Source organism: Oribacterium parvum ACB1, from assembly GCF_000238055.2.
Lineage (GTDB): Bacteria > Bacillota > Clostridia > Lachnospirales > Lachnospiraceae > Oribacterium > Oribacterium parvum.
Window position 1 is genome coordinate 1,897,702 of record NZ_KE148312.1, and the last position, 25,376, is coordinate 1,923,077.

Genomic DNA, 25,376 nt, shown 5'->3' on the forward strand with positions numbered 1-25,376 from the left:
GAGCTGAGCTCGAAAAAGAGAATGAGGAGATCTTCTATAAAAGTTGCCTCAGTCACAGCCCAACGAGATACCGCACGCTTTGCGAGCGATACTCGTTATGAACAAGATGTCTCAGGCTTCACCTGCGCCACTTGTTAAGAATTAAAGAAGAAACAAGATTAAGGAATGGGATAGAATGGAGTGGAATGGAGATGCAGGACTGTGTGATAATCGGAGGCGGAGCGGCAGGAATGGCGGCAGCGATTGCTGCGAAGCGTTCCTGCGCGCAGTCGGTTCTTCTTATTGAGAAAAATGACAGCTTAGGGAAGAAGCTTAAGCAGACGGGAAACGGCAGGTGTAATTTTACGAACCGAAATATGCAAGCTTCCTGTTTTCGTTCGGAATCTCCTTCTTTTATTGAGGCTTTTTTAAAAGAGTTTTCCTATGAGGACAGCCTCCGCTTTTTCCATTCCGTCGGTGTTTTGGAGAAGCTAAGGGGAGACTATGTCTATCCGCATTCCGACCAGGCGAAGTCTTTGGTTTTTTCTTTGGAAAATGCAATGCGGGAATTAGGGGTAGATCGGATGTGCTCTACAGAAGTAAAGGCCATTCGGAATAGTGGAAATAAAGAGAAGCCTCTTTTTGAAATAAGCTGTTGTACAGAAGAAGAGCTAAAAAAAGAGAAGGCTTTAAAGCCGGGGAAAGCTTTCGGAAAAGAGAAATTTTTAAAGGATGACAAGGTTTTCAAAGCGGAAAAAAATCTAAAGCAAGAAAGAACTTTCAAGATACAAGCCAAGAAGCTTTTACTTTGCACAGGAGGGCTTGCGATGCCAAGTTCGGGCTCCACCGGAGAGGGCTATCGTTTCGCGGAAGCGCTAGGACACACGGTACTTAGTCCTTTTCCCAGTCTTTGCCCGATTTATACGGAAGAGAAGTTTGTAAAAGCTTGGGCAGGGGTTCGAGTGGATACGGAGCTGAGTCTTTTTGAGGGAGAGAAGCTTCTTTTTAGAGATAGAGGAGAATTACAATGCACGGAGTACGGCATTTCCGGCATTGTAGTTTTTCAATGTAGTCGCTTGGTGCATGAGCTTTTGGAAAAAAACGGAAAGGCAATGCTTTCTCTTTCTTTTTTTCCGGAGTTTAAAGAAGAGGAGTTCCTTAGTTTTTTACTGAAAAGAAAGGAAGAAAGAAGCGCGCAATATGGAAGAGATTTTCTTCTTGCACTCCTTCCGGATAAGCTTGTGTCCGTTCTATTCCAAAAAGCACATTTTCCCGTAGATAAAACGCTTTCCGAGATTTCCAAAGATAAAATCGGAGAGCTTTGCAGGCTGCTTTTTCATTTTCCTTTTAAAGCTAGTAAAATAGCGGATTTTACTAAGGCGCAGTGTACTGCGGGAGGAATTTCCGTTTCGGAAGTGTATCCGGAAAGCATGGAGAGTAAGCTTTGCCCGAAGCTTTATTTTGCGGGAGAAATCCTGGATGTAGACGGACTCTGCGGGGGATATAACCTGCATTTTGCCTTCGGATCGGGAATCCTTTCGGGCAGGGCGATGGGGAGAAGAAATGATTAGAATTTCGCAAATAAAAATGGGACTCTTCGATGGGGAAGAGGAGATAAAAAAAGCGGCTGCCAAGCTTTTACATCTGGACAGCTCCGTGATTTCCGATTTTTTGATAGAAAGACGCTCTATAGATGCCAGAAAAAAGCCGAAGCTTTACTTTGTATATTCGGTTTATCTCAGTTTAAAAGGGGTAAATGAAGAGAAGCTTGTGAAAAAGCTTCGCTCGAAGGATATCGTTCTCACAGCACCGGTGCGCTATAAAGCTCCGGAGCTTCCCTTGGAAATAGAGGGAATAGCGCGGAAAGAGTATTTTCAAAAGGAAGAAAACAGGCCTGTGATTGTCGGTTTCGGACCTGCCGGTATGTTCTCGGGACTCCTTCTTGCAAGAGCAGGGCTTCGTCCCATCATTTATGAGAGAGGGCAGGCTGTAGAAAAAAGACAGGAAGCAGTTACAAGGCTTTGGACGGAAGGGAAGCTTGATCCAAACTCCAATCCGCAGTTTGGCGAGGGAGGTGCCGGTACCTTTTCGGACGGAAAACTGAACACCTTGGTAAAGGACAGCTGCGGCCGCTCTCGTTTTGTTTTGGAAACTTTTGTTCATTACGGTGCAAAGGAAGAGATTTTATACGATGCAAAGCCTCATGTCGGAACAGATGCCCTGATTTCCATTGTGGCCTCTCTCCGAAAGGAAATAGAGAGCTTGGGTGGAGAAGTCCGTTTTGAGAGCCAGTATCATTTTGAAAAGCATGAAAAAAGACCGCTCATTATTGCTATAGGGCATAGTGCAAGAGATAGCTTCCGGGAGCTATATGCGCTGGGGTATCCCATGGTTGCGAAGGACTTTGCGATGGGATTTCGTGTGCAGCATGAGCAAAAGGATATAGACTTTGCGCTTTACGGGGAAATAGACGAAAAGACGAGAGCACTGCTTGGTGCATCAAGCTATAAAATCAGTCATCACACAAAGCATAACCGTGCCTTCTACAGCTTCTGTATGTGCCCGGGAGGCTATGTCGTAAATTCCTCTTCAGAGGAAGGCGGGCTTTGCGTGAACGGGATGAGCTATAGCGGTAGAGACAGCGGAAAGGCCAATTCCGCCATTATTTTTTCCGTTTCCAAAGAAGAATACGGTGGAGAAGAGGATCCTTTAGCCGGAATTAGCCTGCAAAGGGATTTTGAAAAGAAGGCTTTTAGCTTAGCCGGAGGAAAAGTTCCTTACAGTAGGTACGACAAAATTAAAAATGTCGCAAGTGAAGAGAAAGCGCAGGACCTTATGCTGAAAGGGCAGGGAGAGGAATGTGATATTTCGTCCCTGTTTCGGTTGGAAAACTATCCGAAATTAAGTCATTTGGAGGAGGATTTCGTGGAATCCATGGAAGCCTTCGAAAAGAAAATCAAAGGCTTTTCCAAGGGAAATACCTTGGTCTACGGTGTAGAAAGTCGTACTTCTTCTCCGCTTCGTATTCTTAGGGGAGAGGACTACAGTACTCTGGGAAGGCGGATTTATCCTGCAGGAGAAGGTGCGGGATATGCCGGAGGGATCATGAGTGCCGCAATGGACGGCTTAAAGGTAGCGGAAAGTTTGATTTTGTCTTATGATAAGCAGGGGTAAAAAATGGATATCAATACAGGATGTATTTCTTGTTTGTGGATATAGTAACAGGGGCACGCTCTCGCTAACCTCGCCTGACTGAGCATGGGCTCAGTAGCCCATTGCTCACTTTGCTTCGCAAAGCAACTTCCTTCAGAAGTTGGTCTTGTACAGTACAACTTTTCTGAAGAAAAGTTTGTCCTTTCGCAGCGGATACTAAGCGAAAAACTGCAGTACCTTTGTTTTTCGCAAGTACCGGCGGGCTCAGATTACCCCTTGTTCCCATATCCACAAACAAAGAAATGATTCAGTTCTATTGTTTATATCCAATTTTTATAAGCCTGTAAGAGTATAGAGAGGAAATTTGTAGTGAAGGATTTAGTGTTTGAAGAGATAGAGAAGAATGCGCCGAAGGAGGAGCCGGCTCGGCAGCTTTATTTTATAGAGGCTCTTCGTTCTTTTGTGGAGATGAAGAAGGGCGAAGGATATGAGGCGAAAGCCATGGTCTCGGTGATAGGATGCCAGATGTCTGCAAAGGACGGAGAAAAGCTTCAGGGGATTCTGGAAGAGGCCGGTTATCAGAGCACGGAGTCGGAAGAGGAAGCGGATGTGATTCTCTTTACAACCTGTACCGTCCGGGAGAATGCCAACCAGAAACTCTACGGTAGAATCGGGCAGTTAAAGCATTTATATAAAAAGAATAAGGACATGGTAATCGGGATTACCGGGTGCATGATGCAGGAAAAGGATGAGGTGGAAACCATTCAAAAGAAATATCCTTATGTGCATCTTATTTTCGGTACCCACAATATCTATAAGCTTGCCGAGCTTCTTTTGGAGGCTTTGATATCCAAGGAGAGAAAGGTGGAAACCTGGGAGGATACGAATCTTATCGTGGAAAATCTTCCTTCCAAGCGGAAATATCCTTTCCGTGCGTCTGTTAATATCAGCTTCGGCTGTAACAATTTCTGTACCTACTGTATCGTACCTTATGTGCGCGGAAGAGAAAAATCCAGAGATTCGAGAGAAATCGTGAAGGAGTGCGAGGCTTTAGTGCGGGACGGCGTGAAGGAAATTATGCTGCTTGGGCAGAATGTCAACTCCTACGGCTTGGACAGGGAAGAGGAACTATCTTTCCCGGAGCTTCTTCGCGCGGTGGCAAAGATTCCGGGACTTCGGAGAATTCGCTTTATGACGCCGAATCCGAAGGATTTTTCGGAGGAGCTCCTTTCCGTAATACAGGAATATGAGAATATCTGTAATCATATTCACCTCCCCTTACAGTCGGGCTCTACGAACATTTTAAAAAGAATGAACCGGCATTATACGAAGGAATCTTATCTTTCCTTACTCCGTAAAATTAAGGAAAGGCTTCCGGAGCTTGGACTTACCACGGATATTATTGTGGGCTTTCCGGGAGAGACGGAGGAAGACTTTCAGGATACTCTGGATGTTGTGAGAGAGGCACAGTTTGACTCTGCCTTTACCTTCCAGTACTCGAAGCGTTCCGGAACGCCTGCTGCGAAGTGGGATGCGGTGGATGAAAAGATTGTGTCGGAGCGTTTTCAGAGATTACTGGATACTGTGCGAGAGTCCTCCAAGGAACGTGAGGGAAAGTACCTTGGTAAGGTCATGGAAGTTCTTGTGGAAGAGCGAAATACGGAAAACAATATGCTGACAGGACGCCTGGAAAACAATATTTTGGTGCACTTTGAAGGCGGAGAGAGACTGCTTGGAGAGATTGTTCCGGTGAAGCTCGAAAAGTCGATGGGCTTTTACTATTACGGGAGTGTAGTTTAACTTATCTTTAGGAAATAGCTTTATAGGAAATATTTCTATTGAGAAATAACTTCCTGACAAATTGCCTTAGGAATAAAATATAAAAAAACAGAACTGTTATTTTAAAACATTGAAAAACTATTGTTTAATGTAAATTTACAAGTTATTTTCAGAAGTGTTTTTAGAGTGCAGTTACATTCCTATAGAATGATAAGTATGAGTAGTGATGTAAAGGAGTTAGGGGAATGGACGAGAGCAAGTTATCGCCAATGATGAGACAGTATTTAGACAGTAAAAAAGAATATCCTGATGCCCTGCTCTTTTACAGAATCGGAGATTTCTACGAGATGTTCTTTGACGATGCGCTTACGGCATCGAAGGAGCTGGATCTGGTTTTAACCGGAAAGGACTGTGGCCTAGAGGAAAGAGCGCCCATGTGCGGCGTGCCCTATCATGCGGCTGACTCCTATGTCAGTAAATTGGTTTCTAAAGGCTATAAGGTCGCGATAGGGGAACAGGTAGAGGATCCGAAGAAGGCAAAGGGACTGGTAAAGCGGGAAATTATTAAGGTGATTACCCCGGGAACGCAGACGGAGGAAACGGCTTTAGAAGAAGGAAAAAACAATTTCCTGATGTCTATTTATTTGGGGGAGAAAAAAAGAGGCATTGTGACGGTGGACATCACTACCGGAGAATGCTATGCGACAGCGGTGGATTCGTCTAAAGAATGTCTTGACGAGATTTCCCGCTTTTCTCCGAAGGAAATCCTTATTAATCCTTCTTTAAAAGAGGAAGAAGAGCTCTTTTCTCAGATAAACAGTCGTTTTAGCATAAGTCTTACTGAAAAGGAAGAAAGATTCTTCTCCTTAACGGAAGCGGATAAGCTGATTACGGCGCATTTTCAGTCCTCTATCATGGGACTCGGGCTCTCCGACCAGGCGGATCTTCGAAGAGCTCTCGGAGGCTGTCTTTCTTATCTTTATGACACACAGAAGAACCTGCTTACGCATATTCGAAGGATAGATTTTTTTCAAAATAAGGATTACATGGTTGTAGACAGCTACAGTCAGAGAAACTTGGAGCTGTGGGAGACGCTTCGAGAGAAAAAGAAGAGAGGTACCCTTCTTTGGGTGCTGGATTACACAAAAACGGCCATGGGAAGTCGTATGCTTCGCCATTTCTTGGAAAGACCACTTCGGGATAAGAAGAAAATAGAGGCAAGACTCGATGCCGTGGAAGAATTCACCGGGCATTATATTGATATGGAGGAGCTTCGGGAGTATCTGGACAGCATTTACGATATAGAAAGACTTCTTTCCCGTATCAGTCTTTCTACGGCAAATGCGAGAGATCTTCTTGCTTTAAAGCTGTCTCTTCAGTATTTACCGGATATTAAAAAGGCACTTTCGCCATTCCAATCCTCGCTTCTTTCCAAAATGGGGGAGGAGATGGACTCATTAGAGGATATATACCGAAAAATCGAAGAAGAAATTGTGGAGGAGCCGCCTCTATCCGTTAAGGAGGGAGGCCTTATTAAGGCGAGCTTCAGTAAGGATGTGGAAGACTACCGGAATGCCGGAGTGAATGGCAAGGAATGGCTACAGGAGCTGGAAGCAAGGGAAAGAGAAAAAACCGGCATTAAGAATTTAAAAATCAAGTATAACCGCATCTTCGGCTATTGCTTCGAGGTTTCCAAAGCCTACCAGGGAGAAATTCCGGACTATTTTATCCGGAGGCAGACCCTTGCTCAGGGAGAACGCTATATCACAACGGAACTCGAGGAGCTGCAAAATCGGATTCTCGGTGCGGAAGAGAAGCTGAAGGATCTGGAATATGCTCTTTTTTGTACCCTGAGAGAGGAAATTGCAGCGGAGCTCCCGAGAATTCAGAAAACGGCAAGAGAGCTTGCTCATTTGGATGCTTACCTTTCCTTGGCGAAGCTTGCCATAAAGGAAAATTATGTGCGTCCCCGTCTTAGCGAGGGCGGAAGTCTCTTCATCAAAGAGGGAAGACATCCTGTAGTGGAGAAGCTATTAGAGGAAGAGCATTTTATTCCAAACGATACCTCCTTGGAGGAAAATCAGGAAATTGCGATTATTACCGGCCCTAACATGGCGGGAAAATCCACCTATATGCGGCAGGTCGCGCTTATCGTGCTTTTATCCGCAATCGGCTCCTTTGTTCCGGCAAAAGAGGCGGAGCTTCCGATTTGCGACAGAATTTTCACCCGAGTCGGAGCATCGGACGACCTTGCACAGGGACAATCGACCTTTATGGTGGAAATGAGTGAGGTCGCGAACATTTTACGAAATGCCACAAAGCAGTCCCTTCTTATTCTTGACGAAATCGGAAGAGGAACCTCGACCTTTGACGGGCTTTCCATTGCCTGGGCGGTTGTGGAGTATATTGCAAGACATATTCAGGCGAAGACGCTTTTTGCAACACACTACCATGAGCTTACGGAGCTGGAAGGAAAGCTGAACAATGTGAAGAACTATTGCATTGCCGTCTCCAAAAAGGACGGCGAAATCAGTTTTCTTCGGAAAATCATTCCCGGAGGTGCAGACGAAAGTTACGGTATTGATGTAGCAAAACTTGCAGGTGTGCCGGAGGGCGTTTTAAGCCGCGCAAGAGAGATTTCCGCCTTTTTATCGGACAATGATTTTATGCAGGAAAATAAAAATATCGTCGCTAAAGAAGGCGGTTTAGAAACAGACGGTAACTTGGAAAGTCAAGATAAGCAGGCGAAAAACGGTGCTTTTGAGAAAGGCGAATCAAAGAACGGTGCCTCCGGAGCTAAGCTTCTTAAGAGCTTAAATAAACTGGAAGACAGAACTGCCCTTACCGGGGGGGAAGAGGAGGTTCTTAGGAAGCTTCGGAGTATCATTCCTGAGAAAATCAGTCCCTTTGAGGCTTGCAGTCTTTTGTTTGAATTAAAGGAGCTTTTACAGTGAAAATTCATGTACTGGGAACGGATACGGTAAATCAAATAGCAGCGGGAGAAGTGATTGAGCGCCCGAGCAGTATGGTGAAAGAGCTTGTGGAAAATGCTATCGATGCCCATGCTACGCAGATTACCGTAGAAATAAGAGGAGGCGGAATAGAATATCTTCGTGTCACTGATAACGGAGACGGAATCGGGGAGGACGATATCGTAAATGCCTTTCTTCCCCATGCGACGAGTAAGATTCGTAGTCTTTCCGACCTCGACAGTATCTTAAGCTTCGGCTTCCGGGGAGAGGCACTGTCCTCGATTGCCGCTGTTTCCAATGTGGAGCTGATTACGAAGACGAAAGAAGATTTCTTTGCCCATAGAATACAAATTCACGGTGGAGAAATGGGAGAAGTCGAAGAAGTTGCGGGAGTGGACGGCTCCAGCTTTATTATTCGAAACCTCTTCTTTAATGTGCCGGCAAGAAAGAAATTTTTATACAGTGAGAGTACGGAAAGTAATCGAGTGGAGGATATGGTGGAGAAACTGGCCTTAGCGAACCACCGCGTTTCCTTCCACTTTATTCGAGACGGAAAGACCCGCTTTCAGTCCATCGGTTCTCCTCGTATTGAGGATGTGGTTTACAGCATTTACGGGAAAGAGCAGAGTAAGGAAAGTCTCCCTTTAGAAGGGGCGTATTATCCCTCAAAAATTACCGGTATGCCTACCGTGCATATTCGGGGGATTCTCGGAAGACCGAGTATTACGAGGGCAAATCGGCAGTATGAACTCTTTTTTGTCAATGGGCGTTTCGTGCATGACGGTCTATTAAGCCGTGCTCTGGAAGACGCCTATAAACCCTTTTTAATGCAACACAAGTTTCCCTTTGCCATTCTTTTTCTGGATTTGACTCCGAGTTTAGTAGATGTGAATGTTCATCCGCAGAAACTCGAGGTACGCTTTCAAAACAGAGACAGCATCTATCAGGCTGTTTTTAATTCGGTGAATACAACGCTTTCCGAAGCGAACCTTATTGACGAGAACCCGCTCTCCGTCTTCTTAAAAGAGGAGAAAAAGAAGGCGGAATTTCAGCCGGAGCTTCTACTTCGGAAGGAGTCTGAGGAGAGAGCTTTTAGAGCATCGGAGTTTAGTCCTCTAAAAGAAGAGCATATCGAGTCGGAAAGGAAGGATATCGCTTATCCTGAAACGGTTTTTCGCCAAACTGAGGAAAAACAGGGGACAGGTTTCTCTGAGAAACCTTCACAGCCTCTACGATATGAAGAATTCGATCTGACAAAAGGGTTAAAATCCGTTCAGGAGGGAAGCTATTCTCAAGAAAAGAACAGTTTTGCATCAGAGAAAACTTTCACTTTGAAAGAAGATGTTGTTTCTTCGCAATCGTCTGTATTGGACAAAGGCTTCGAGACAGCTTTTCAGGAAAAGAAAAGAGATAATACACCGAGTCCTGAGAGGGAACACTTATGTAACGAAGCCAAAGAAACGAAGGAAGGGCAGGAAAGCCTGTTTACCGCCCCCTTTCTTTCGGAAGAGGCCAGAATTTCTCATAGAATTATCGGGGAAGTTTTTCAGACTTATTGGCTAATTGAGTATGGAAACAGCCTCTACATTATGGATCAGCATGCCGCGCACGAAAAAATCAACTTTGAGCGTATGATGAGACGGAAGAAAGAAAAGGAAGTTTTCAGTCAAAATATTATTCCGCTCTCCATCCATCTTTCCACAGGAGAAAGAGAAGTTTTAGAAAAGTATAGAAAAGAGTTTCTGGAGATGGGCTACCTTTGGGTGGAAGAGTCAAACGGAATTTCGCTTACGGCAATACCGGTGGATTTTCCGACAGTAAGACAAGAGGAGGTATTACTGGAGATTTTAGACGGGCTTACAGAGGACTCCGCTATCTTAGAGGGAGAAAGTATATACAATAAGATTGCCTCCATGTCCTGCAAGGCGGCTGTAAAGGGAAATCAAAAAATCTCCGTAGCGGAATGTGATACCATTTTGCAAGAACTTTTGCAGCTGGATAACCCCTTTGCCTGCCCGCATGGAAGACCCACCATTGTTGCTTTTAAGAAGCAGGATTTGGAAAAGATGTTTAAGAGAATTGTGTAATACTCTGTAATAGAATTGCGAAACAATGATTTAAACTAGGAATAAATAATTAAAAAATAGGAAGTAGTAGGTGAATAAGCTCTTTAAGAGAATTGTGTAAAGATAGGAAATGTGGAAGGCTATGAATCTATACGAAGAAGATAAACCGCTTTTAATTCTGGCGGGACCCACGGCCGTGGGAAAAAGTGATTTTTCCGTTAAAGTGGCAAAGGCTCTTGGCGGAGAATGCATTTCCGCGGATTCCATACAAGTATATAAGGGCCTGAATATCGGATCGGGAAAGATTACGGAAGAGGAAATGGAGGGAGTTCCCCACCATCTTTTGGATATCCTGAATCCGGAGGAAGACTATGACGCAAGTTCTTTTCAGCGCATGGCCAGAGAAAAGGTGGAGGAAATTTACCGTAGAGAAAGACTTCCGATTTTGGTAGGCGGAACGGGGTTTTACATTCAGGCTATGCTGCGAGACATTGATTTTCAGGAAGAGGATGAGGCCGAAAAAGAAAGGCTCCGAAGTAAACTGGAAAAAGAAATGGAAGAGCGGGGAAGTACAGCCTTACATGAGGAATTAAAACAAGTAGATCCTGTATCGGCCGAAGAAATTCATCCGCATAACCGGCAAAGAATTATGCGTGCCCTGGAGTATTTTTATCTTCATAAAAGTCCGATATCGAAGCATAATCGGGAGGAGAAGGAAAAAGAAGCACTTTATGACAGCCTTTTTCTGGTTCTCAATCGTAATAGAGAAGACTTATATGAGGGGATTAACGCTCGGGTTGAAAAAATGTTTCAAGAAGGCTTGGTTTCTGAAGTGGAGGCATTTTTTAACAAAGGCTATACGGAGCATTCTCCGGGCTTTAAGGGAATCGGATACAGGGAGATTTTCCCTTATCTTAGAGGAGAATGCAGTCTTAGTGAGTGTAAAGCACTGATTCAGCAAAATTCCAGACACTATGCAAAAAGGCAGTTAACCTGGTTTAAGAGAGAAAAAGAGACTATTTTTGTAGAAGCGGAAAATTTTAAAAGTCGTGAGGAGGAAGCGGAATGGATTATAGAGAAATGTATGTCGAAATGGGGATTTCTAAAGAGGTCGTAGACTACAGCGAATCTGTGGTGAAAAGCCTTGAGGAGAGATTTAAAAAAATAGATGAAATCGCAGAGCTGAACCAATTAAAGGTGCTTGCCGCTCTGCAAAAGGCGGGAATCTCCGAAGCACATCTTACGGGAACAAACGGTTACGGTCATAATGACATGGGAAGAGATGCTTTGGAAGAGGCTTATGCAGCCTATTTTCATACAGAAGATGCTTTGGTAAGAGGGCAGATTATCTGTGGAACGCATGCCCTTGCCATTGCTTTACAGGCCAATCTTCGTCCCGGTGATGAAATGCTTTCTCCGGTCGGAAAGCCTTACGATACTTTGGAAGAGATTATCGGAATTCGAGAATCTTTGGGTTCTTTAAAGGAATTCGGAGTAAAATACAGACAGGTTGATCTGCTTCCTGATGGATGCTTTGATTGGGACGGAATACGGAATGCGATAAATGAAAAAACGCGTCTTGTGGAGATCCAGCGCTCTAAGGGCTATAGCGATAGACGAAGCTTTAGTCCGAAAGAAATTGGGGAAATTATTCGCTTTGTAAAGTCGATTAAGCCGGATCTTATCTGTATGGTGGATAACTGCTACGGAGAGTTTGTCTGTGCCGAGGAGCCGAGTGATTTCGGAGCGGATATGGTTGTGGGATCTCTGATAAAGAATCCGGGTGGCGGACTGGCTCCTATTGGAGGCTACATCGCCGGAACAAAAGCCTGCATCGAGAGATGTGCGGTTCGTTTATATGCACCGGGACTCGGAAAAGAGCAGGGGCCGTCTTTAAATCTGAATAAGGATTTGATTGAGGGATTTTTCCTTGCGCCGACTGTGACCGCTTCTGCGGAAAAATCAGCGATTCTTGCCGCAAGTCTTTTTGAAAAAGTGGGTTTTTCCTGTCATCCTACGGCAGATACGAAAAGAATGGATATTATTCAGGCGATTACACTGGGAAGCAAGGAAGCTCTTCTTGCCTTTTGTGAAGGCATACAGGCTGCAGCTCCTGTAGACTCCTTTGTGCGCCCTGAAGCCGATGATATGCCGGGCTATGAGGATAAGGTTGTTATGGCCGCAGGAGCTTTTGTGCAGGGTTCCAGCATCGAGCTTTCCGCAGATGCTCCGATTCGTCCTCCCTTTACCGTATATTTCCAAGGCGGATTAACTTTCCCGCATGGAAAATATGGAGTGATTAAAGCCCTGGATACCATGTATAAAAAAGGATTTATAAAGCTTCTCTAGATTTTTGTGAAGCTATTTCGAAAAGTGTAAGAAAAGTTTTTTGGCATTGTTTCCAATTCATGGTAGAATAAAAACCTCTGTAGACTCCTCCTTTATTAGGAGGAAAAAATGAAAGAAGAATTGAAAAGAAATTATTCGACTTTACCTAGAGAAAAAGCAAAGCAGGGAGGTGTTTCCGTTCTGACCGATGCGGAGCTTTTGGCATTGATTCTTCGTACAGGAAGAAAAGATGCCAATGTTTTGGAGCTTTCCGAAGAGATTTTACAATTGCGAGGAGAGTGTAAAGGACTTACCGCTCTTATGCATTTTTCCATGGAAGAATTGCAGGGAGTATCCGGAATAGGCGGCACAAAGGCAATAGAGCTTCTTGCTATCGGAGAGATGGCAAGGCGTATATGGAACAGCAGGGTAAGAGAGGATTTGAAGTCTTTTCGTTCTCCACAGGATGTTTTACTTTATTTTAAAGAGGATTTGCGATATCTCGGACATGAAGAAGTGCGTGTCCTGTATTTAGATACAAAAGCGAAGCTCCTGAAGGATTGCTTGCTTGCGAAAGGAAGCGGAAGTTCTGCCAGCGTATCCGGTAGAGAGGTATTTCGAGAGGCCCTGATGCTTGCTGCAAGCTGCATGATTCTGGTTCATAACCATCCGTCAGGAGATCCGACTCCTTCAAGAGAGGATGAACACTTTACTGAATCAGTACGTCGTGCCGGAGAATATATAGGTCTTCCGTTGGTGGACCATATTATTATTGGGGACAATTGTTACTATAGTTTTAAGGAACAGGGGAAGTTTTAGTGGAAAACAGACGGAGCAAGTACATTTTTATCATTTTAACAGTACTCTGTATCATGATGGTGGTTCTATCGTCCATAAAGGATGGGCTTATGAATCCTCTACGGAATACGGTTGGAACGGTTCTGGTGCCAATTCAATCCGGTGTGAATCGGGTAGGAAGAGGTCTTTATTCCCAGTGGGAAAGACATAAGAACCTGACGGAAGCCGAGGCGGAGAATGCGAAGCTTCAGGCGAAGATAGATACTCTTACGGAAGAGAACAATATATTGAAGCAAAACGATGAAGAACTGAAGCGCCTGAGGGAGCTGTACAGCTTGGATCAGGAGTATTTACAGTATACAAAAATTGCCGCACGTGTTATTGCCAAAGATTCGGAAAACTGGTTTCAGGTATTTCGGATTGACAAAGGCTCCAAAGATGGAATCAAAGTGGATCAAAATGTTATGGCAAAGGGCGGTTTAGTGGGTATTGTAACGGATGTCGGGGTAAATTACGCCACGGTTCGTTCTATTATTGATGATGAGTCCAGAGTTTCCTGCATGGGTATTCAGAGTAGTGATACTTGTATCGTGGCAGGAGATTTAAAGCTTTTCGAAGAAGGGCGTCTCCGTATTACCAATATGAAGAAAGATGCGGTAATTCAGGATGGAGACAGAATCGTCACCTCCAATATTTCTTCCAAGTTTTTACCGGGTATTCTGGTGGGATTTGCCATTGATATTGAAGAAGACGAGAAAAGACTGATGAAAAACGGTTATCTTATACCTGTGGCGGATTTTACCGATCTTCAGGAGGTGTTGGTCATTACCGATCGAAAGGATGATCGTTTCCAAAAGGAGAGTAGCAGTGAGCTTGGGGAATAGGATAAAATCAAGAAAAAAAAGACAGCGTACTCGGATTTTCTTTTATTTTTTGCTTTTGATTCTGGCTTTTTTACTGCAAACCAGTGTATTTCCTCTGCTTCCTTTTCTTTCTACGAGTCCAAATCTTCTTTTGATTCTTTGTTTTTCATTCGGCTTTTATTATGGACCACTTCCGGGAATGTTTTACGGACTTTCTGCCGGGCTTTTAATGGACTTGTTTTACTCCGGGCCTTTCGGCTTTTATTCATTGATTTTTGTTTTGATAGGTTATGGAAACGGATATTTTCATGAATTTTATTATGAGGAGTATATTCAGCTTCCACTGTTCCTTTGCACCTTAAGCGGCCTATTGTATCACAGCTACATCTATGTTCTTCGCTTTTTAATACGAGGAAAGTGGAGTATTGCTTATTATTCGGTACATATTGTACTACCTTCTATCGTATTTTCGTTTTTATTGACCCTGCTTCTTTACCGCTTCTTCTTTAGCGCGAGCAGGAGATTGGAGGAAAAAGCATTATGATTAAAGAAATTTACAGCTTAATCAAGGAAATGCTGTCCAGGTTGTTTTCCTCCCGACTTTTTGCGTTGGCTTTGATATTTACCGGACTTTTCTGTATCTTGACAGTGCATTTGTTTCGTTTGCAAATTATGAACGGACAGAGCTATCTGGAGAATTATCAGAAGAATACAGAGCAGAATATCGTTCTCCCCGGAACAAGGGGGAATATCTATGATAAAGATGGTAAACTTCTTGCTTATAATGAGCTTCAGTATAATATTACCATTGCTGATACCGGTGCTTTTTCAGGTAATACAAAGGGAATCAACAAGAGAAATTTGATGTTGAAAAAGCTTGCAGATATTATTGAAAAGTACAAGTATCCCGTTAAAAGCCAGTTTAAGCTTACGCTTAATGATGACGGGAATTTTTCTTACAGCACAAACTCGGATCAGGAACGTCTCCGCCTTCTTGCCAATATTTTTCGTAAAGAGCCGGATAAATTGAGTGAAAAGGAAAAGGACAGCACCGCCGAAGAGTGCTTTGAGCAGGCAAAGAAGCTCTATAATTTCCATAAACTGACAGATGAAAAGGGAAGCCCTATTAATCTTTCCGATAAAACCGCCCTGGATATGATTGGGATTATCTATACCTTGCGTCTTACCTCCTATCAAAGATATATGAGTACGACCATAGTTGAAAATGTTTCCAGAGAATGCATGGCGGAAGTACTGGAGTCAAAGTATGACCTTCCGGGAGTAGATATTGAGAATATTTCCGTTCGAAAATACAACTATGCTCCCTACCTGTCTCATATCGTAGGTTACACGGGGCAAGTGCAGGAAAGTCAACTGGAAGAGCTAAAGAAGATTGACGCTTCCTATGACTTAAATGATACCATCGGAGTTTGGGGTTTGGAAAAAAGTGAGGACCTTATTTTAAAGGGAAAAAAAGGTTACAAAGAGATGTACCTTAACAATGTGGGAAGCATTATGGAGGTCATTTCTGAAGAGAAACCCATGGCCGGAAATGATATTTATACCACTATTTCTGCAAATGATCAGATTTCTATTTATCATTTATTGGAACAGGAACTTGCCGGAATTTTAGCCTCTAAGCTTACAGAGAATAATGAACTTGACCAAAGTGAACTGAAGCAGTCTCAGTTAATGATACCGGTAAAAGATGCATATTATCAGTTGATTAACAATAACGTCTTGGATAAGGAGCATTTCTTTAGTGAAGATGCGGGAAATGCTGAAAAAGAAATTGCCGGCAAATTTATATCCAATAAAGAAGAGATGTTGAACAGGATTGAGGATGTTTTGAAAAAGGAGAGTGGAGGAGAACTTTCTGCATTGCCGCAGGAGATGCAGGGGTATATGGTTTATATCTACGACTACCTTTTAAGTAAAAACGGCGGCATAGTCGATCCGGAGGATGTACGGTTTAAGTCATCGGACGCCTATGCACAGTGGAAAAATGATGCGATTTCTCTTCATGCATTTTTAAAGAAGGGAATTGAAGAGGGATGGATTGATACAAGAAAACTATCCTTGGATACGGAATATTCGGATACAGATGAAATTTATGCTCTTTTTGTGAATAAGATCATGGATTACTTACGAAGTGACAGTGGATTTAATAAGCTATTATATAAGTATGCCATTGCTAAGCAATCTATATCCGGTAATTTGCTTCTTATGGCACTTTTTGAGCAAAATGTTCTCTCACAGGATCCTGTTTCTTATCAGGCTCTTTCCGGAGGAGATGCACACTTTGCGTTCACTTTTCTTTTGGATAAGATTCGTAAAATAGAATTAACACCGGCACAGCTTGCATTGGATCCCTGCAACGGTTCTGTGGTTGTGACGGATGTTAAAACCGGTAAGTTGCGAGCACTTGTAACCTATCCCGGCTTCGATAATAATCGAATCAGTGATAGTGATTATTTGAAAAAATGTAATGAAGATCTTTCTCTTCCGCTTTTAAACGGTGCAACGCAGACTCAGCTTGCGCCCGGTTCTTCTTTTAAACCGATCAGTTCCGTTGCTTCCTTGGAAGAAGGGGTAATTACTACGGATACTATTATAGATTGTACCGGTAAATATGAAGAGGTAACGCCGAATATCCGTTGTTGGATTTGGCCATCCAAGCATGGAAATGAAAATATTGTCGATGGAATTAAAAACTCCTGTAACTATTTCTTTGCAGATTTGGGACATCTCTTAGCAACTGACAGCTCCGGAAATTACAGTGCGGATCTTGGGATGGAGCGAATTCAGAAGTATGCGAGTGACTTCGGACTGGATGAAAAAACAGGTATTGAGCTGGATGAAACAAAACCGAGAATTTCCAACTATGATCCGGAACGTTCAGCTATGGGACAAGGTAACCATGCCTTTAATGCTGCGCAATTATCACGCTATATTACTGCAGTTGCCAACAGCGGTTCCGTATATAAATTATCCATTCTGGATCGTATTGTGGATCCGAGAAGCAATACGATTGAAGAAGTTGCTCCGGTTCTTGAAAAAAAACTATCCTATAATGACACCACATGGAATACTGTGCATGACGGTCTTCGCAAGGTTATAACAGAAGGTGTTGCGAAAAATGTTTTTATTGGACAATCTATTGCAGTAGCGGGAAAAACAGGAACTGCGCAAGAGCGAGAGGATAGAGGTAATCATGCCGTGTTTGTTTCCTATGCTCCATATGAGAATCCGGAAATTTCCGTTACGGTAAATATTCCCTATGGATATTCCTCGGGTAATGCGGCAAGTCTTGCTAACATGGTTTATGATTATTGCTTCGGAAAGCTCAGTATGGATACGATTCTGGCAAGAGATGCAAGCAGTATAAACTCTGTAACAGTAAGTGATTAAGGAAAAAGATGCATGAAATTAGATTATGATTTTAAACAATATGATTTTAAATTATTATTCTTTATTGTTGCACTGAATACCATAGGCATTTTTATTGTGCGTTCCGCAACTTCGGCGGAAAGCTTTAAAGACGCCTTGGTAGTCAGACAGATATTGGGTTCCTTTGTGGGACTGGCCATGTGTGTAGCTATCTCTCTTTTTGATTATAGAAAATTCTGTAAATATTCTATTTATATTTATATTATTTCTGTCATCATCCTTGCCGGAGTAAAGATTTACGGTACAGCTTCAGGACATGGTGCAACGCGTTGGATTACCGTTCCTGTTCTTGGTAAAATTCAGCCTGCGGAGTTTGTAAAGGTAGCATTAATCCTATTTTTTGCAGAATACTTGCAGAAAACCAAGGAAGAAATAAATACTGCGCACGGCTTGATTTTGGAAGGCCTTTATTTATTACTTCCTGTCGGACTTGTGTTGATTCAGCCCAATCTCTCCACAGCCATTATCATGACGGTAATTGTATCTGCCATGACCTTTGCTTCTCCTTTAAAACTTCGTTATATTATGGCTTTTTTAGCTGTGGCAGCTACAATACTTATTCTTTTATTTTACCTTTTTGCCTCCGGACTTTATGATAAAATCCCTATTTTACAGGGTTATCAGATTCAAAGAATCCTTACCTTTTTGAAGCCGGATGAAAATTCCAGCGGTTATGCGCAACAGATGTATTCCATCATGGCTATCGGATCAGGTATGTTTAAAGGAAAGGGGCTTTTTAATAATTCTATATTTTCCGTGAAAAACGGTAACTTTTTGATTGAGGAGGATAATGACTTTATTTTTGCGGTTATAGGAGAAGAATTAGGATTTAGAGGGGCCATAATAATTATTATAATCTTCTTGTTGATTATCTTGGAATGTCTTATAATAGCTTATAGAGCGAAGACTTTAAGCGGACGATTGATATGTGTGGGTGTGATGGCATGGATTGGCTTCCAGACATATACCAATATTGCTGTAGCAACCGGGCTTTTTCCAAATACCGGAATTACTTTGCCTTTCTTTTCAAGAGGTGTAAGTTCCCTACTGTCCGTGTATTTTGGATTCGGTATTGTGCTAAATGTAGCTTTACAGCGAAAAACATAGGAGGAGTAGGCTATGAAAGTGGGTTTGATTGCGCATGATTCCAAGAAAAAACTCATGCAAAACTTTTGTATTGCTTATAGAGGGATCTTAACCAGACATGAATTATATGCAACAGGAACTACAGGGAGTTTAATACAGGAAGTTTCGAATCTAAGAATTCATAAATTTTTACCGGGCGAAACCGGTGGAGTAAGACAACTTGCCTCCCAGATTGAACAGGGGAATCTGGATATGATTATTTTCCTGAGAAATCCTAACCCGAGTATGGAAGAGGAGACGGAAGTGAATTTTGTTTTGCGTCTTTGTGATATGTACAATATTCCAATCGGGACCAATTTGGCTACTGCGGAGCTGCTCATTCATGCATTGGAAAGAGGAGAGTTGGAGTGGCGAAACATCGGATAAGTCATGTAGTATTTACATCTAGGTCTCGACTTTTATTTTTTGCGTCTATTTTTCTTCTTCTGCTTTTATGTTCATGCGGAAGAAAACCGGAAAAAGCATTCTCTGAAGATCAATCCGTGATGCGTTTATCATCAGTGTCCCTACATAGTGGAGCGGAGCATAATACTGAAGCTTTTGCTTCTAAATTAGCTATTCCTGTCGATCAAAGTTACAATGATCAAAGTATGGATACAGATAGTTTTATTTTGGTGGAAAAGGATGGGAAGGAATCGGATAGAGCTGTTGCCTTTAGAAATCCTTATAAAAGAGTTTACCCCGCGAGTATAACGAAGCTGATGACGGCACTGGTTTGTGTCAATAACGTAGAGGATTTGGATCAGGAGTTTGTAATTTCTCCATCCTCTTCAATCAAGGTCAGCGGTTCTTCCACTGCATTTTTGCAGGTCGGGGAAAGTTTGAAAATTCGGGATTTACTATATGGAACCTTACTGCCTTCCGGTAATGATGCAGCTGTTGCAGTAGCGGAAGCAAGTTTCGGTTCGGTGGATTCGTTTGTAGAAAAGATGAATGAAGAGGCTATTCGCTTGGGTGCTTTGTCTACTCATTTTACAAATCCTCACGGATTACCGGATGAATCTCATTATACTTCAGCTTATGATATTTATCTCATTATGCGTGCTGCAATGGAAAATGAGGATCTTCGTGAAATTCTCGGTACCAAAGAATATCAAGTTGTTTATAAAGATCGTAACGGGGTGAAGAAATCGCAGGTTTGGAAAGCAACAAATCTGTATAGTACGGGAGAAAAGGAACTTCCCTCGGGACTAACTATTCTGGGAGCAAAGACCGGGACAACGAAGGATGCCGGCTATTGTCTGGCACTTGATACGGAAAAAAGTGATAGTCCATATTCCTATATTTCTGTAGTAATGAAGGGGGAAAACAAGGACAATCTTTATGAAAATATGACAAACTTGCTTGCGAAGATATCTTGAATGTACTATACTTTTTGTATAAGTTTTAATAAAGAAAGGTTTTCTTGTTAGGTCAAGGAGGGTATGGAAATGGTTCAATTTATTGTAGGACAAAGAGGAAAAGGAAAAACAAAGCAGCTGATTGAGAAAGCCAATACTGTTGTAAAAGAAGCAAAAGGAAATGTTGATTTTCTTGATCGCTCTGCTCAGCACATGTATGAACTGAACAACAAGGTTCGTTTGATCAATGTCAATGAATTTCAGCTCGATTCCGAAGATGCCTTTGTAGGTTTTGTAAGTGGTATTATTTCTCAAGATCATGATTTGGAATATCTTTTTCTCGATAGTTTTCTGAAGTTAGCCTCTTTAGAGGGGAAGCCCATTACCGATTGCATAAGAAAACTGGATTCTCTTTCCGATAAGTATAAAGTTAATTTTATTTGCAGTTTGTCTATGAGTCCGGATGAAGTTCCTGAGGATTTGAAGGATCATATCGCGTTAGCACTGTAATTATGTCAAATACAAGTCACTTAAAGAAAAGAAGATTTTTTTTCAATATAGAGGGAGTAATCTTTGCGATTATTGCTCTCTATATTCTTTTTAGTGTGGTTTCCTTCATGAGAAGGGATCAAATCCGCTTTTATGAAGTGAGAGAAGGAAGTTTGGTGAAAGAAAATCAGTTCACCGGCTTAATCCTTAGGAATGAAAAAGCTTATGCTGCTAAAAAAAGTGGTTATATTCATTTCACAGTTATGGAGGGAAGAAGAGTTTCCAAGAATGCGGAGCTTTATACTTTAGATGAAACAGGAAACCTAGAGAATTATTTATCAGAACATCCTGAGCTTTTGGGAAGTTTAAATGAAAAGCAGATTATGGAACTTCGTCAGCGGTTAGAGAATTTTTCTCGAAGCTTTGAGAATAATCGTTTTTATACTCTTTACAGCTTTCAATCCGGTATGGATAATAATCACTTCAGTTTTTCCGGTGAAGAAGGTGTGAAGCAGTTAAACAGTATTTTAAGTAATTTAGGAATAGCTTATACCACTGGAACAGCAGAAGAAGCCGGAGTTGTATCCTATATCTTAGATGGTTTTGAGAGTTTCAAAGAAAGTGATTTAGCCGAAGAAGTTTTTAAGAAAACTGATCCCAAAAAGGAATATGTACAAGGTGGAAGTAAAGTTGAAGAAGGAAGTCTAATCTATAAAATTATCAGTGCTTCAAAGTGGAATGTTTTTTTTCCTTTATCCGAGGAAGAGAACAAAGAACTGGAAAATAAGCATAAAGTAATCTTGCATTTTGATAGTCAAAACCTGGATTTATCCGGAGAACTCTTTCTTGTAAGAGGAAAAGACGGAAAGAGCTTTGGAAAGGTAGAGTTATCCAATTATCAAGATTATTTTCTGGATGATCGGTTCGTTGCTTTTTCTTTAAAAGAGAGAGAGGAAAACGGACTTAAAATTCCTGCCTCAGCTGTAGTGAAAAAAGACTTTTATGTTGTTCCGAATGAATTTCTTTCTACTTTAGAAGATGGCAGCCAAGGCTTCTATCGAAAGGAATCGGATGGCAATTTAAAATTTATTCCCACGGAAATCTACAGGAAGGATCAGCAATATGCTTATATTGATATTCCAAAGAACCAGGATTCTTCTGTACTGAAAACGGGCGATGTTCTCATAAAACAGGAAAGTACAGATTCTTTTATAATTGGACCTACCAAATCTTTAGAAGGTGTGTATAATATAAACAAGGGCTACGCTGTTTTTCGACAGATTGTTCCTTTAGAAAAAAATGATGAATATATTATAGTAAAAAAAGATACAAGCTCCGGAATCGAAGTCTATGATCATATTGTTTTACAAGGAGACATGGTCTCGGACGGACAACTTATTTTTCAGTAATATTCTTTGAATGAGGTATTTTTTTGAGCTACCGGCTGATTAAGATTGGAATGCTTGGTCCATTGTAAATGCTATATGAAAAAGTTAAATACCGATTTATATATAGAATTAAATAAAAACATAAATTTATTTTTTATAAGATACTTTCAAGGTTGACTTTACTCCGAAATTGAGTAAAATAATCTTGTTTGACTTGGCGGATGTTGGGGGAATAGTATGAGCTTTTTGAGTAACCTAATGACAAAGATGAACTTGAATAGAGATGACGAGGATGATTACGACTTAGATAATGATTATGACTTCGAGGATGATTACGAAGAGGAAGAGGAAGAAAGTCCAAAGAGAGCATCTTTTTTTTCCAGGAGATCTGATGAAGATGAGGAAGATTCCGAACCAAAGCTTCGTCTTTTTGGAAAACCTAAATCAAGTGCTAATGAAAGAAAAGCCAGCATGGAAGTAACCATGATTAAGCCGAATTCCATGGGAGATGCAACGGAGATTTGTGATTATCTTTTGAGTGGAAGAGCGGTTGTTCTCAATATGGAAGGCTTGCATACAGAAGTTGCACAAAGAATTATCGATATTTTAAGTGGAACTGCCTATGCCATCAACGGAAATCTACAGAAGATTTCTACATATATCTTTATCATCAGTCCTGAGGATGTTCATTTATCCGGCGAATTTTCCGGAGCAGGCTTCGGTGGAGATGGACAGGGAAGTTTCTTGAACTTTAGATAAAGAAAAACCGATAGGCATATCCCTAGAGGATATGCTTTTTTTAATTCTTAATGAGTATATAGAAAGGCTGAGTTTTAGGAGAAAATATGCGGAAGTTGGATATTTACGAAAAAGATTGTCACAGTTATTCGATTTATCTGGAAAAGGATTTTTCTCATCTTTCTGAAAAATTGAAAGACTTGCATTGTGAGGATAGAAGTGCGCTGATTATAACGGATGATATTGTAGCGCCTCTTTATCTATCCGACTTAAGAGATCAGCTTAAAAAGAGTTTTCGTCATGTTGAATCTTTGGTTATTCCCAGTGGAGAGAAGAATAAAACACTTGGCGGAATAGAAAAGATCTATGAAGCGGCTATTCAATACGGATTGCAAAGAAAAGATTTCATGGTCGCTTTAGGTGGCGGAGTAATTGGAGATATGTGCGGATTTGCAGCGGCAACGTATCTTCGAGGAATTCGTTTTATTCAGGTTCCAACGACCCTTCTTGCTCAGGTGGATTCCTCAATTGGCGGGAAGACGGGAGTTGATTTTCAAGACTATAAAAATATGGTAGGCGCTTTTCATATGCCCAGCCTTGTATATTCCTCCATGCATACGCTTTCTACTCTGCCTCTGGAACAATATGCCTCCGGTATGGGGGAAATTATTAAGCATGCTCTGATTCACAATCCCCAGTATTTACCGTATTTAAAGGAACATAGGTTTGCTTTAAAAAATCGAGAGCCGGAGTGCCTTTTGGAAACCATTTATCAGAGTAATCGTATAAAAAAATATTTTGTGGAAAAAGATCCTTTTGAAAATGGGGATCGTAAGTTTTTGAACTTCGGGCACAGTTTGGGACATGCAATTGAAAAGACTGCCGATTTTTACTACAGCCACGGACAATGTGTAGCATTTGGAACCCTTATGGCTCTTTCTTTATCAAAAGGAATTACGGAAGAAGACTTATCAGAGATAGAGTCACTAATGCAAGATTTATTATTGGAAACACGCTGCAAAAAATTAGATCATAAAGCAGTACTTTCTGCAATGAAAATGGATAAGAAACAGAATAAAGCACATTTACAATTCGTACTTTTACACAAGATTTGTGCTCCGTTTATTGAAGAGGGACTTCGGGAAGAAGAGCTGGAAGCCGCATTGGCTCGTTTTATGGAGGAGTAAATGAAGAAAATACTTTGGTATGTTCTATTTTTTTTTATAGCGGTACTGCTTATCCTATTAGATCAATGGACTAAATCCTTGGCTGTACAATTTTTAAAAGGAGGAAAAGAGCTATCTCTTATTCCACATATTTTAGTACTTGTATATGTAGAAAATCCCGGAGCTGCATTTGGGATTTTACATGGTCAACAAGGATTCTTTTTGATTATTACGATTGCGGTTCTTCTCGGAATTCTCTATGTACTTTGGAAGCTTCCAAAAGAAATGAGATTAAAAGCGGAAAAAGAAGAAATAGCTACGAATCAACTAAGCTCGGATATTTCTGCAAGGGAGTATAAAAATAAAAAAGAAAAAAGTTTATTGCCTTTATTTTTTATACTTTGTTTTATTTTCTCCGGAGCAATAGGCAATTTTATTGATCGACAGTTGCAATCTTATGTAGTTGATTTTATTTACTTCAAACCAATTGATTTTCCGGTGTTTAATGTCGCTGATATTTATGTTACCCTTTCTTGTATCGGTTTGTTCTTGCTGGCTTTTTTCTACTACAATGAAGACGATTTTGCCTTTTTAAAGCATTAAGTTCCTATAATTGCAAGATTGTATCCTGCTATTTAATTCTTCTATATTGAATAGTTTGAATATCTTCAAATATATATGGAGAAAACCATGGATTTTTATGTGAAAGAGGAAGATAAAGAAAAACGTCTGGACAGCTTTTTAGCTGAAAACAATACCGCGGAATATACCCGTTCTTATATTGGAAAATTAATAGAGGAAGGCTATGTACTATACAATGGACAGAAAGCGAAAGCCTCTATCAAATTAAAAAGTGGAGATCATATCAGCTTAATTGAGAAAGAAGCGGAAGTATTAGATGTGAAGGGAGAGGATATTCCCTTGGATATTGTATTCGAAGATGAAGATCTGCTTGTAGTTAACAAGCCCCGTGGAATGGTGGTGCATCCTGCTCCGGGGCACTATACCGGAACATTGGTGAATGCTGTTATAGCTCATTCCGGAACTTCTCTTTCCTCTATCAATGGAGTTTTGCGTCCGGGAATTATACACCGGATTGATAAAGATACTTCCGGACTATTGCTTATTTGTAAAAATGACTTGAGCCATAAAGCTCTTGCAAAACAACTAGAGGAACATACCATTACCAGGCGTTATCACGCACTCTGTTTTGGTCGATTAAAAGAGGAGAGCGGGACGATTTCCGCCCCAATAGGACGAGATGAAAAAGATCGAAAACGGCAGGCAATCAATTATAAGCATGGTAAAGAAGCAGTAACGCATTACAAACTGCTAGAAAGCTTCGAGAATGCTTCCTTGGTGGAGTGTCGTCTGGAAACGGGGAGAACACATCAAATCCGGGTACATATGAAGAGTATCGGACATCCCTTAATTGGAGACCCTGTTTATGGATTAAAAAAGTGTCCTTATTCTATACAGGGACAAGCTTTACATGCTATGGTTTTAGGATTCATTCATCCCAAAAGCGGTGAATATATGGAATTTTCAGCAGACTATCCGGATGATTTTCTGAGAGTTCTTACAAGCTTACGAAATAAAAGCAGAAAATAAATTGTCAAACTCAGAGATATTGAACGAAAATTAAGGAATAAGATATAGAAAATATTGACTGATTCCATTATAAAAGTATAGCAGCTATCAATGTAAAATGGATTAGTGCT

General features: G+C 41.3%; 20 protein-coding genes. All 20 read left to right on the top strand.

Going from position 1 to position 25,376, the window contains the following annotated elements; translation table 11 throughout:
* The first annotated feature begins 185 nt into the window (after positions 1–185).
* Positions 186–1,550, top strand: coding sequence for a BaiN/RdsA family NAD(P)/FAD-dependent oxidoreductase (locus HMPREF9625_RS08410; RefSeq protein ID WP_154650197.1), 1,365 nt, complete (start codon positions 186–188; stop codon positions 1,548–1,550).
* On the top strand, positions 1,543–3,153 hold the full coding sequence (locus HMPREF9625_RS08415; RefSeq protein WP_009534266.1) for an NAD(P)/FAD-dependent oxidoreductase: 1,611 nt from the start codon (positions 1,543–1,545) through the stop codon (positions 3,151–3,153). The genes HMPREF9625_RS08410 and HMPREF9625_RS08415 overlap by 8 nt, the downstream gene beginning before the upstream one ends.
* Positions 3,154–3,501: 348 nt before the next feature.
* Positions 3,502–4,932, top strand: coding sequence for a tRNA (N6-isopentenyl adenosine(37)-C2)-methylthiotransferase MiaB (gene miaB / locus HMPREF9625_RS08420; protein ID WP_009534267.1), 1,431 nt, complete (start codon positions 3,502–3,504; stop codon positions 4,930–4,932).
* 224 nt (positions 4,933–5,156) lie between these two features.
* Positions 5,157–7,865: a DNA mismatch repair protein MutS gene (mutS, locus tag HMPREF9625_RS08425; protein WP_009534268.1), complete on the top strand. Its 2,709-nt coding sequence runs from the start codon at positions 5,157–5,159 to the stop codon at positions 7,863–7,865.
* A complete protein-coding gene (gene mutL / locus HMPREF9625_RS08430) occupies positions 7,862–9,970 on the top strand; it encodes a DNA mismatch repair endonuclease MutL (RefSeq protein WP_009534269.1) in 2,109 nt (702 codons plus the stop codon). The genes mutS and mutL overlap by 4 nt, the downstream gene beginning before the upstream one ends.
* A gap of 121 nt (positions 9,971–10,091) precedes the next feature.
* Positions 10,092–11,066 carry a tRNA (adenosine(37)-N6)-dimethylallyltransferase MiaA gene (gene miaA / locus HMPREF9625_RS08435; RefSeq protein WP_009534270.1) on the top strand — a complete coding sequence of 325 codons (975 nt, stop codon included), beginning with the start codon at positions 10,092–10,094 and terminating at the stop codon, positions 11,064–11,066.
* Positions 11,015–12,298: a methionine gamma-lyase family protein gene (locus tag HMPREF9625_RS08440; protein WP_009534271.1), complete on the top strand. Its 1,284-nt coding sequence runs from the start codon at positions 11,015–11,017 to the stop codon at positions 12,296–12,298. The genes miaA and HMPREF9625_RS08440 overlap by 52 nt, the downstream gene beginning before the upstream one ends.
* 108 nt (positions 12,299–12,406) lie before the next feature.
* Positions 12,407–13,096, top strand: a complete 690-nt coding sequence (radC, locus tag HMPREF9625_RS08445) for a RadC family protein (RefSeq protein ID WP_009534272.1) — start codon at positions 12,407–12,409, stop codon at positions 13,094–13,096.
* The gene (gene mreC / locus HMPREF9625_RS08450; RefSeq protein WP_009534273.1) at positions 13,096–13,959 is read left to right on the top strand and encodes a rod shape-determining protein MreC; all 864 of its coding nucleotides are present in this window, start codon (positions 13,096–13,098) and stop codon (positions 13,957–13,959) included. The genes radC and mreC overlap by 1 nt, the downstream gene beginning before the upstream one ends.
* Complete coding sequence (gene mreD, locus HMPREF9625_RS08455) at positions 13,943–14,482, top strand: rod shape-determining protein MreD (RefSeq protein WP_009534274.1); 540 nt, start codon at positions 13,943–13,945, stop codon at positions 14,480–14,482. Before mreC ends, mreD begins: the two co-directional genes overlap by 17 nt.
* A complete protein-coding gene (locus tag HMPREF9625_RS08460; RefSeq protein WP_009534275.1) occupies positions 14,479–17,349 on the top strand; it encodes a penicillin-binding transpeptidase domain-containing protein in 2,871 nt (956 codons plus the stop codon). The genes mreD and HMPREF9625_RS08460 overlap by 4 nt, the downstream gene beginning before the upstream one ends.
* A 12-nt stretch (positions 17,350–17,361) precedes the next feature.
* Positions 17,362–18,495, top strand: coding sequence for an FtsW/RodA/SpoVE family cell cycle protein (locus HMPREF9625_RS08465; protein ID WP_009534276.1), 1,134 nt, complete (start codon positions 17,362–17,364; stop codon positions 18,493–18,495).
* Positions 18,496–18,507: 12 nt separating this feature from the next.
* Positions 18,508–18,900, top strand: coding sequence for a methylglyoxal synthase (locus tag HMPREF9625_RS08470; RefSeq protein WP_009534277.1), 393 nt, complete (start codon positions 18,508–18,510; stop codon positions 18,898–18,900).
* Between the two features lie 224 nt (positions 18,901–19,124).
* Positions 19,125–19,895: a D-alanyl-D-alanine carboxypeptidase family protein gene (locus HMPREF9625_RS08475; RefSeq protein ID WP_009538283.1), complete on the top strand. Its 771-nt coding sequence runs from the start codon at positions 19,125–19,127 to the stop codon at positions 19,893–19,895.
* 69 nt (positions 19,896–19,964) lie between these two features.
* Entirely contained in the window at positions 19,965–20,384 is a 420-nt protein-coding gene (locus HMPREF9625_RS08480) for a hypothetical protein (protein ID WP_009534279.1), read from the top strand.
* 2 nt (positions 20,385–20,386) lie between these two features.
* Positions 20,387–21,772, top strand: a complete 1,386-nt coding sequence (locus HMPREF9625_RS08485; RefSeq protein WP_009534280.1) for a biotin/lipoyl attachment domain-containing protein — start codon at positions 20,387–20,389, stop codon at positions 21,770–21,772.
* Between the two features lie 216 nt (positions 21,773–21,988).
* Positions 21,989–22,510 carry a cell division protein SepF gene (locus tag HMPREF9625_RS08490; protein WP_009534281.1) on the top strand — a complete coding sequence of 174 codons (522 nt, stop codon included), beginning with the start codon at positions 21,989–21,991 and terminating at the stop codon, positions 22,508–22,510.
* An 86-nt stretch (positions 22,511–22,596) separates the two neighbouring features.
* Positions 22,597–23,676 carry a 3-dehydroquinate synthase gene (gene aroB / locus HMPREF9625_RS08495; RefSeq protein WP_009534282.1) on the top strand — a complete coding sequence of 360 codons (1,080 nt, stop codon included), beginning with the start codon at positions 22,597–22,599 and terminating at the stop codon, positions 23,674–23,676.
* The gene (locus tag HMPREF9625_RS08500; protein ID WP_009534283.1) at positions 23,677–24,258 is read left to right on the top strand and encodes a signal peptidase II; all 582 of its coding nucleotides are present in this window, start codon (positions 23,677–23,679) and stop codon (positions 24,256–24,258) included.
* An 87-nt stretch (positions 24,259–24,345) separates the two neighbouring features.
* Positions 24,346–25,266 (top strand): RluA family pseudouridine synthase, encoded by a 921-nt coding sequence (locus tag HMPREF9625_RS08505; RefSeq protein WP_009534284.1) that lies wholly within the window; start codon positions 24,346–24,348, stop codon positions 25,264–25,266.
* Positions 25,267–25,376: the final 110 nt, after the last annotated feature.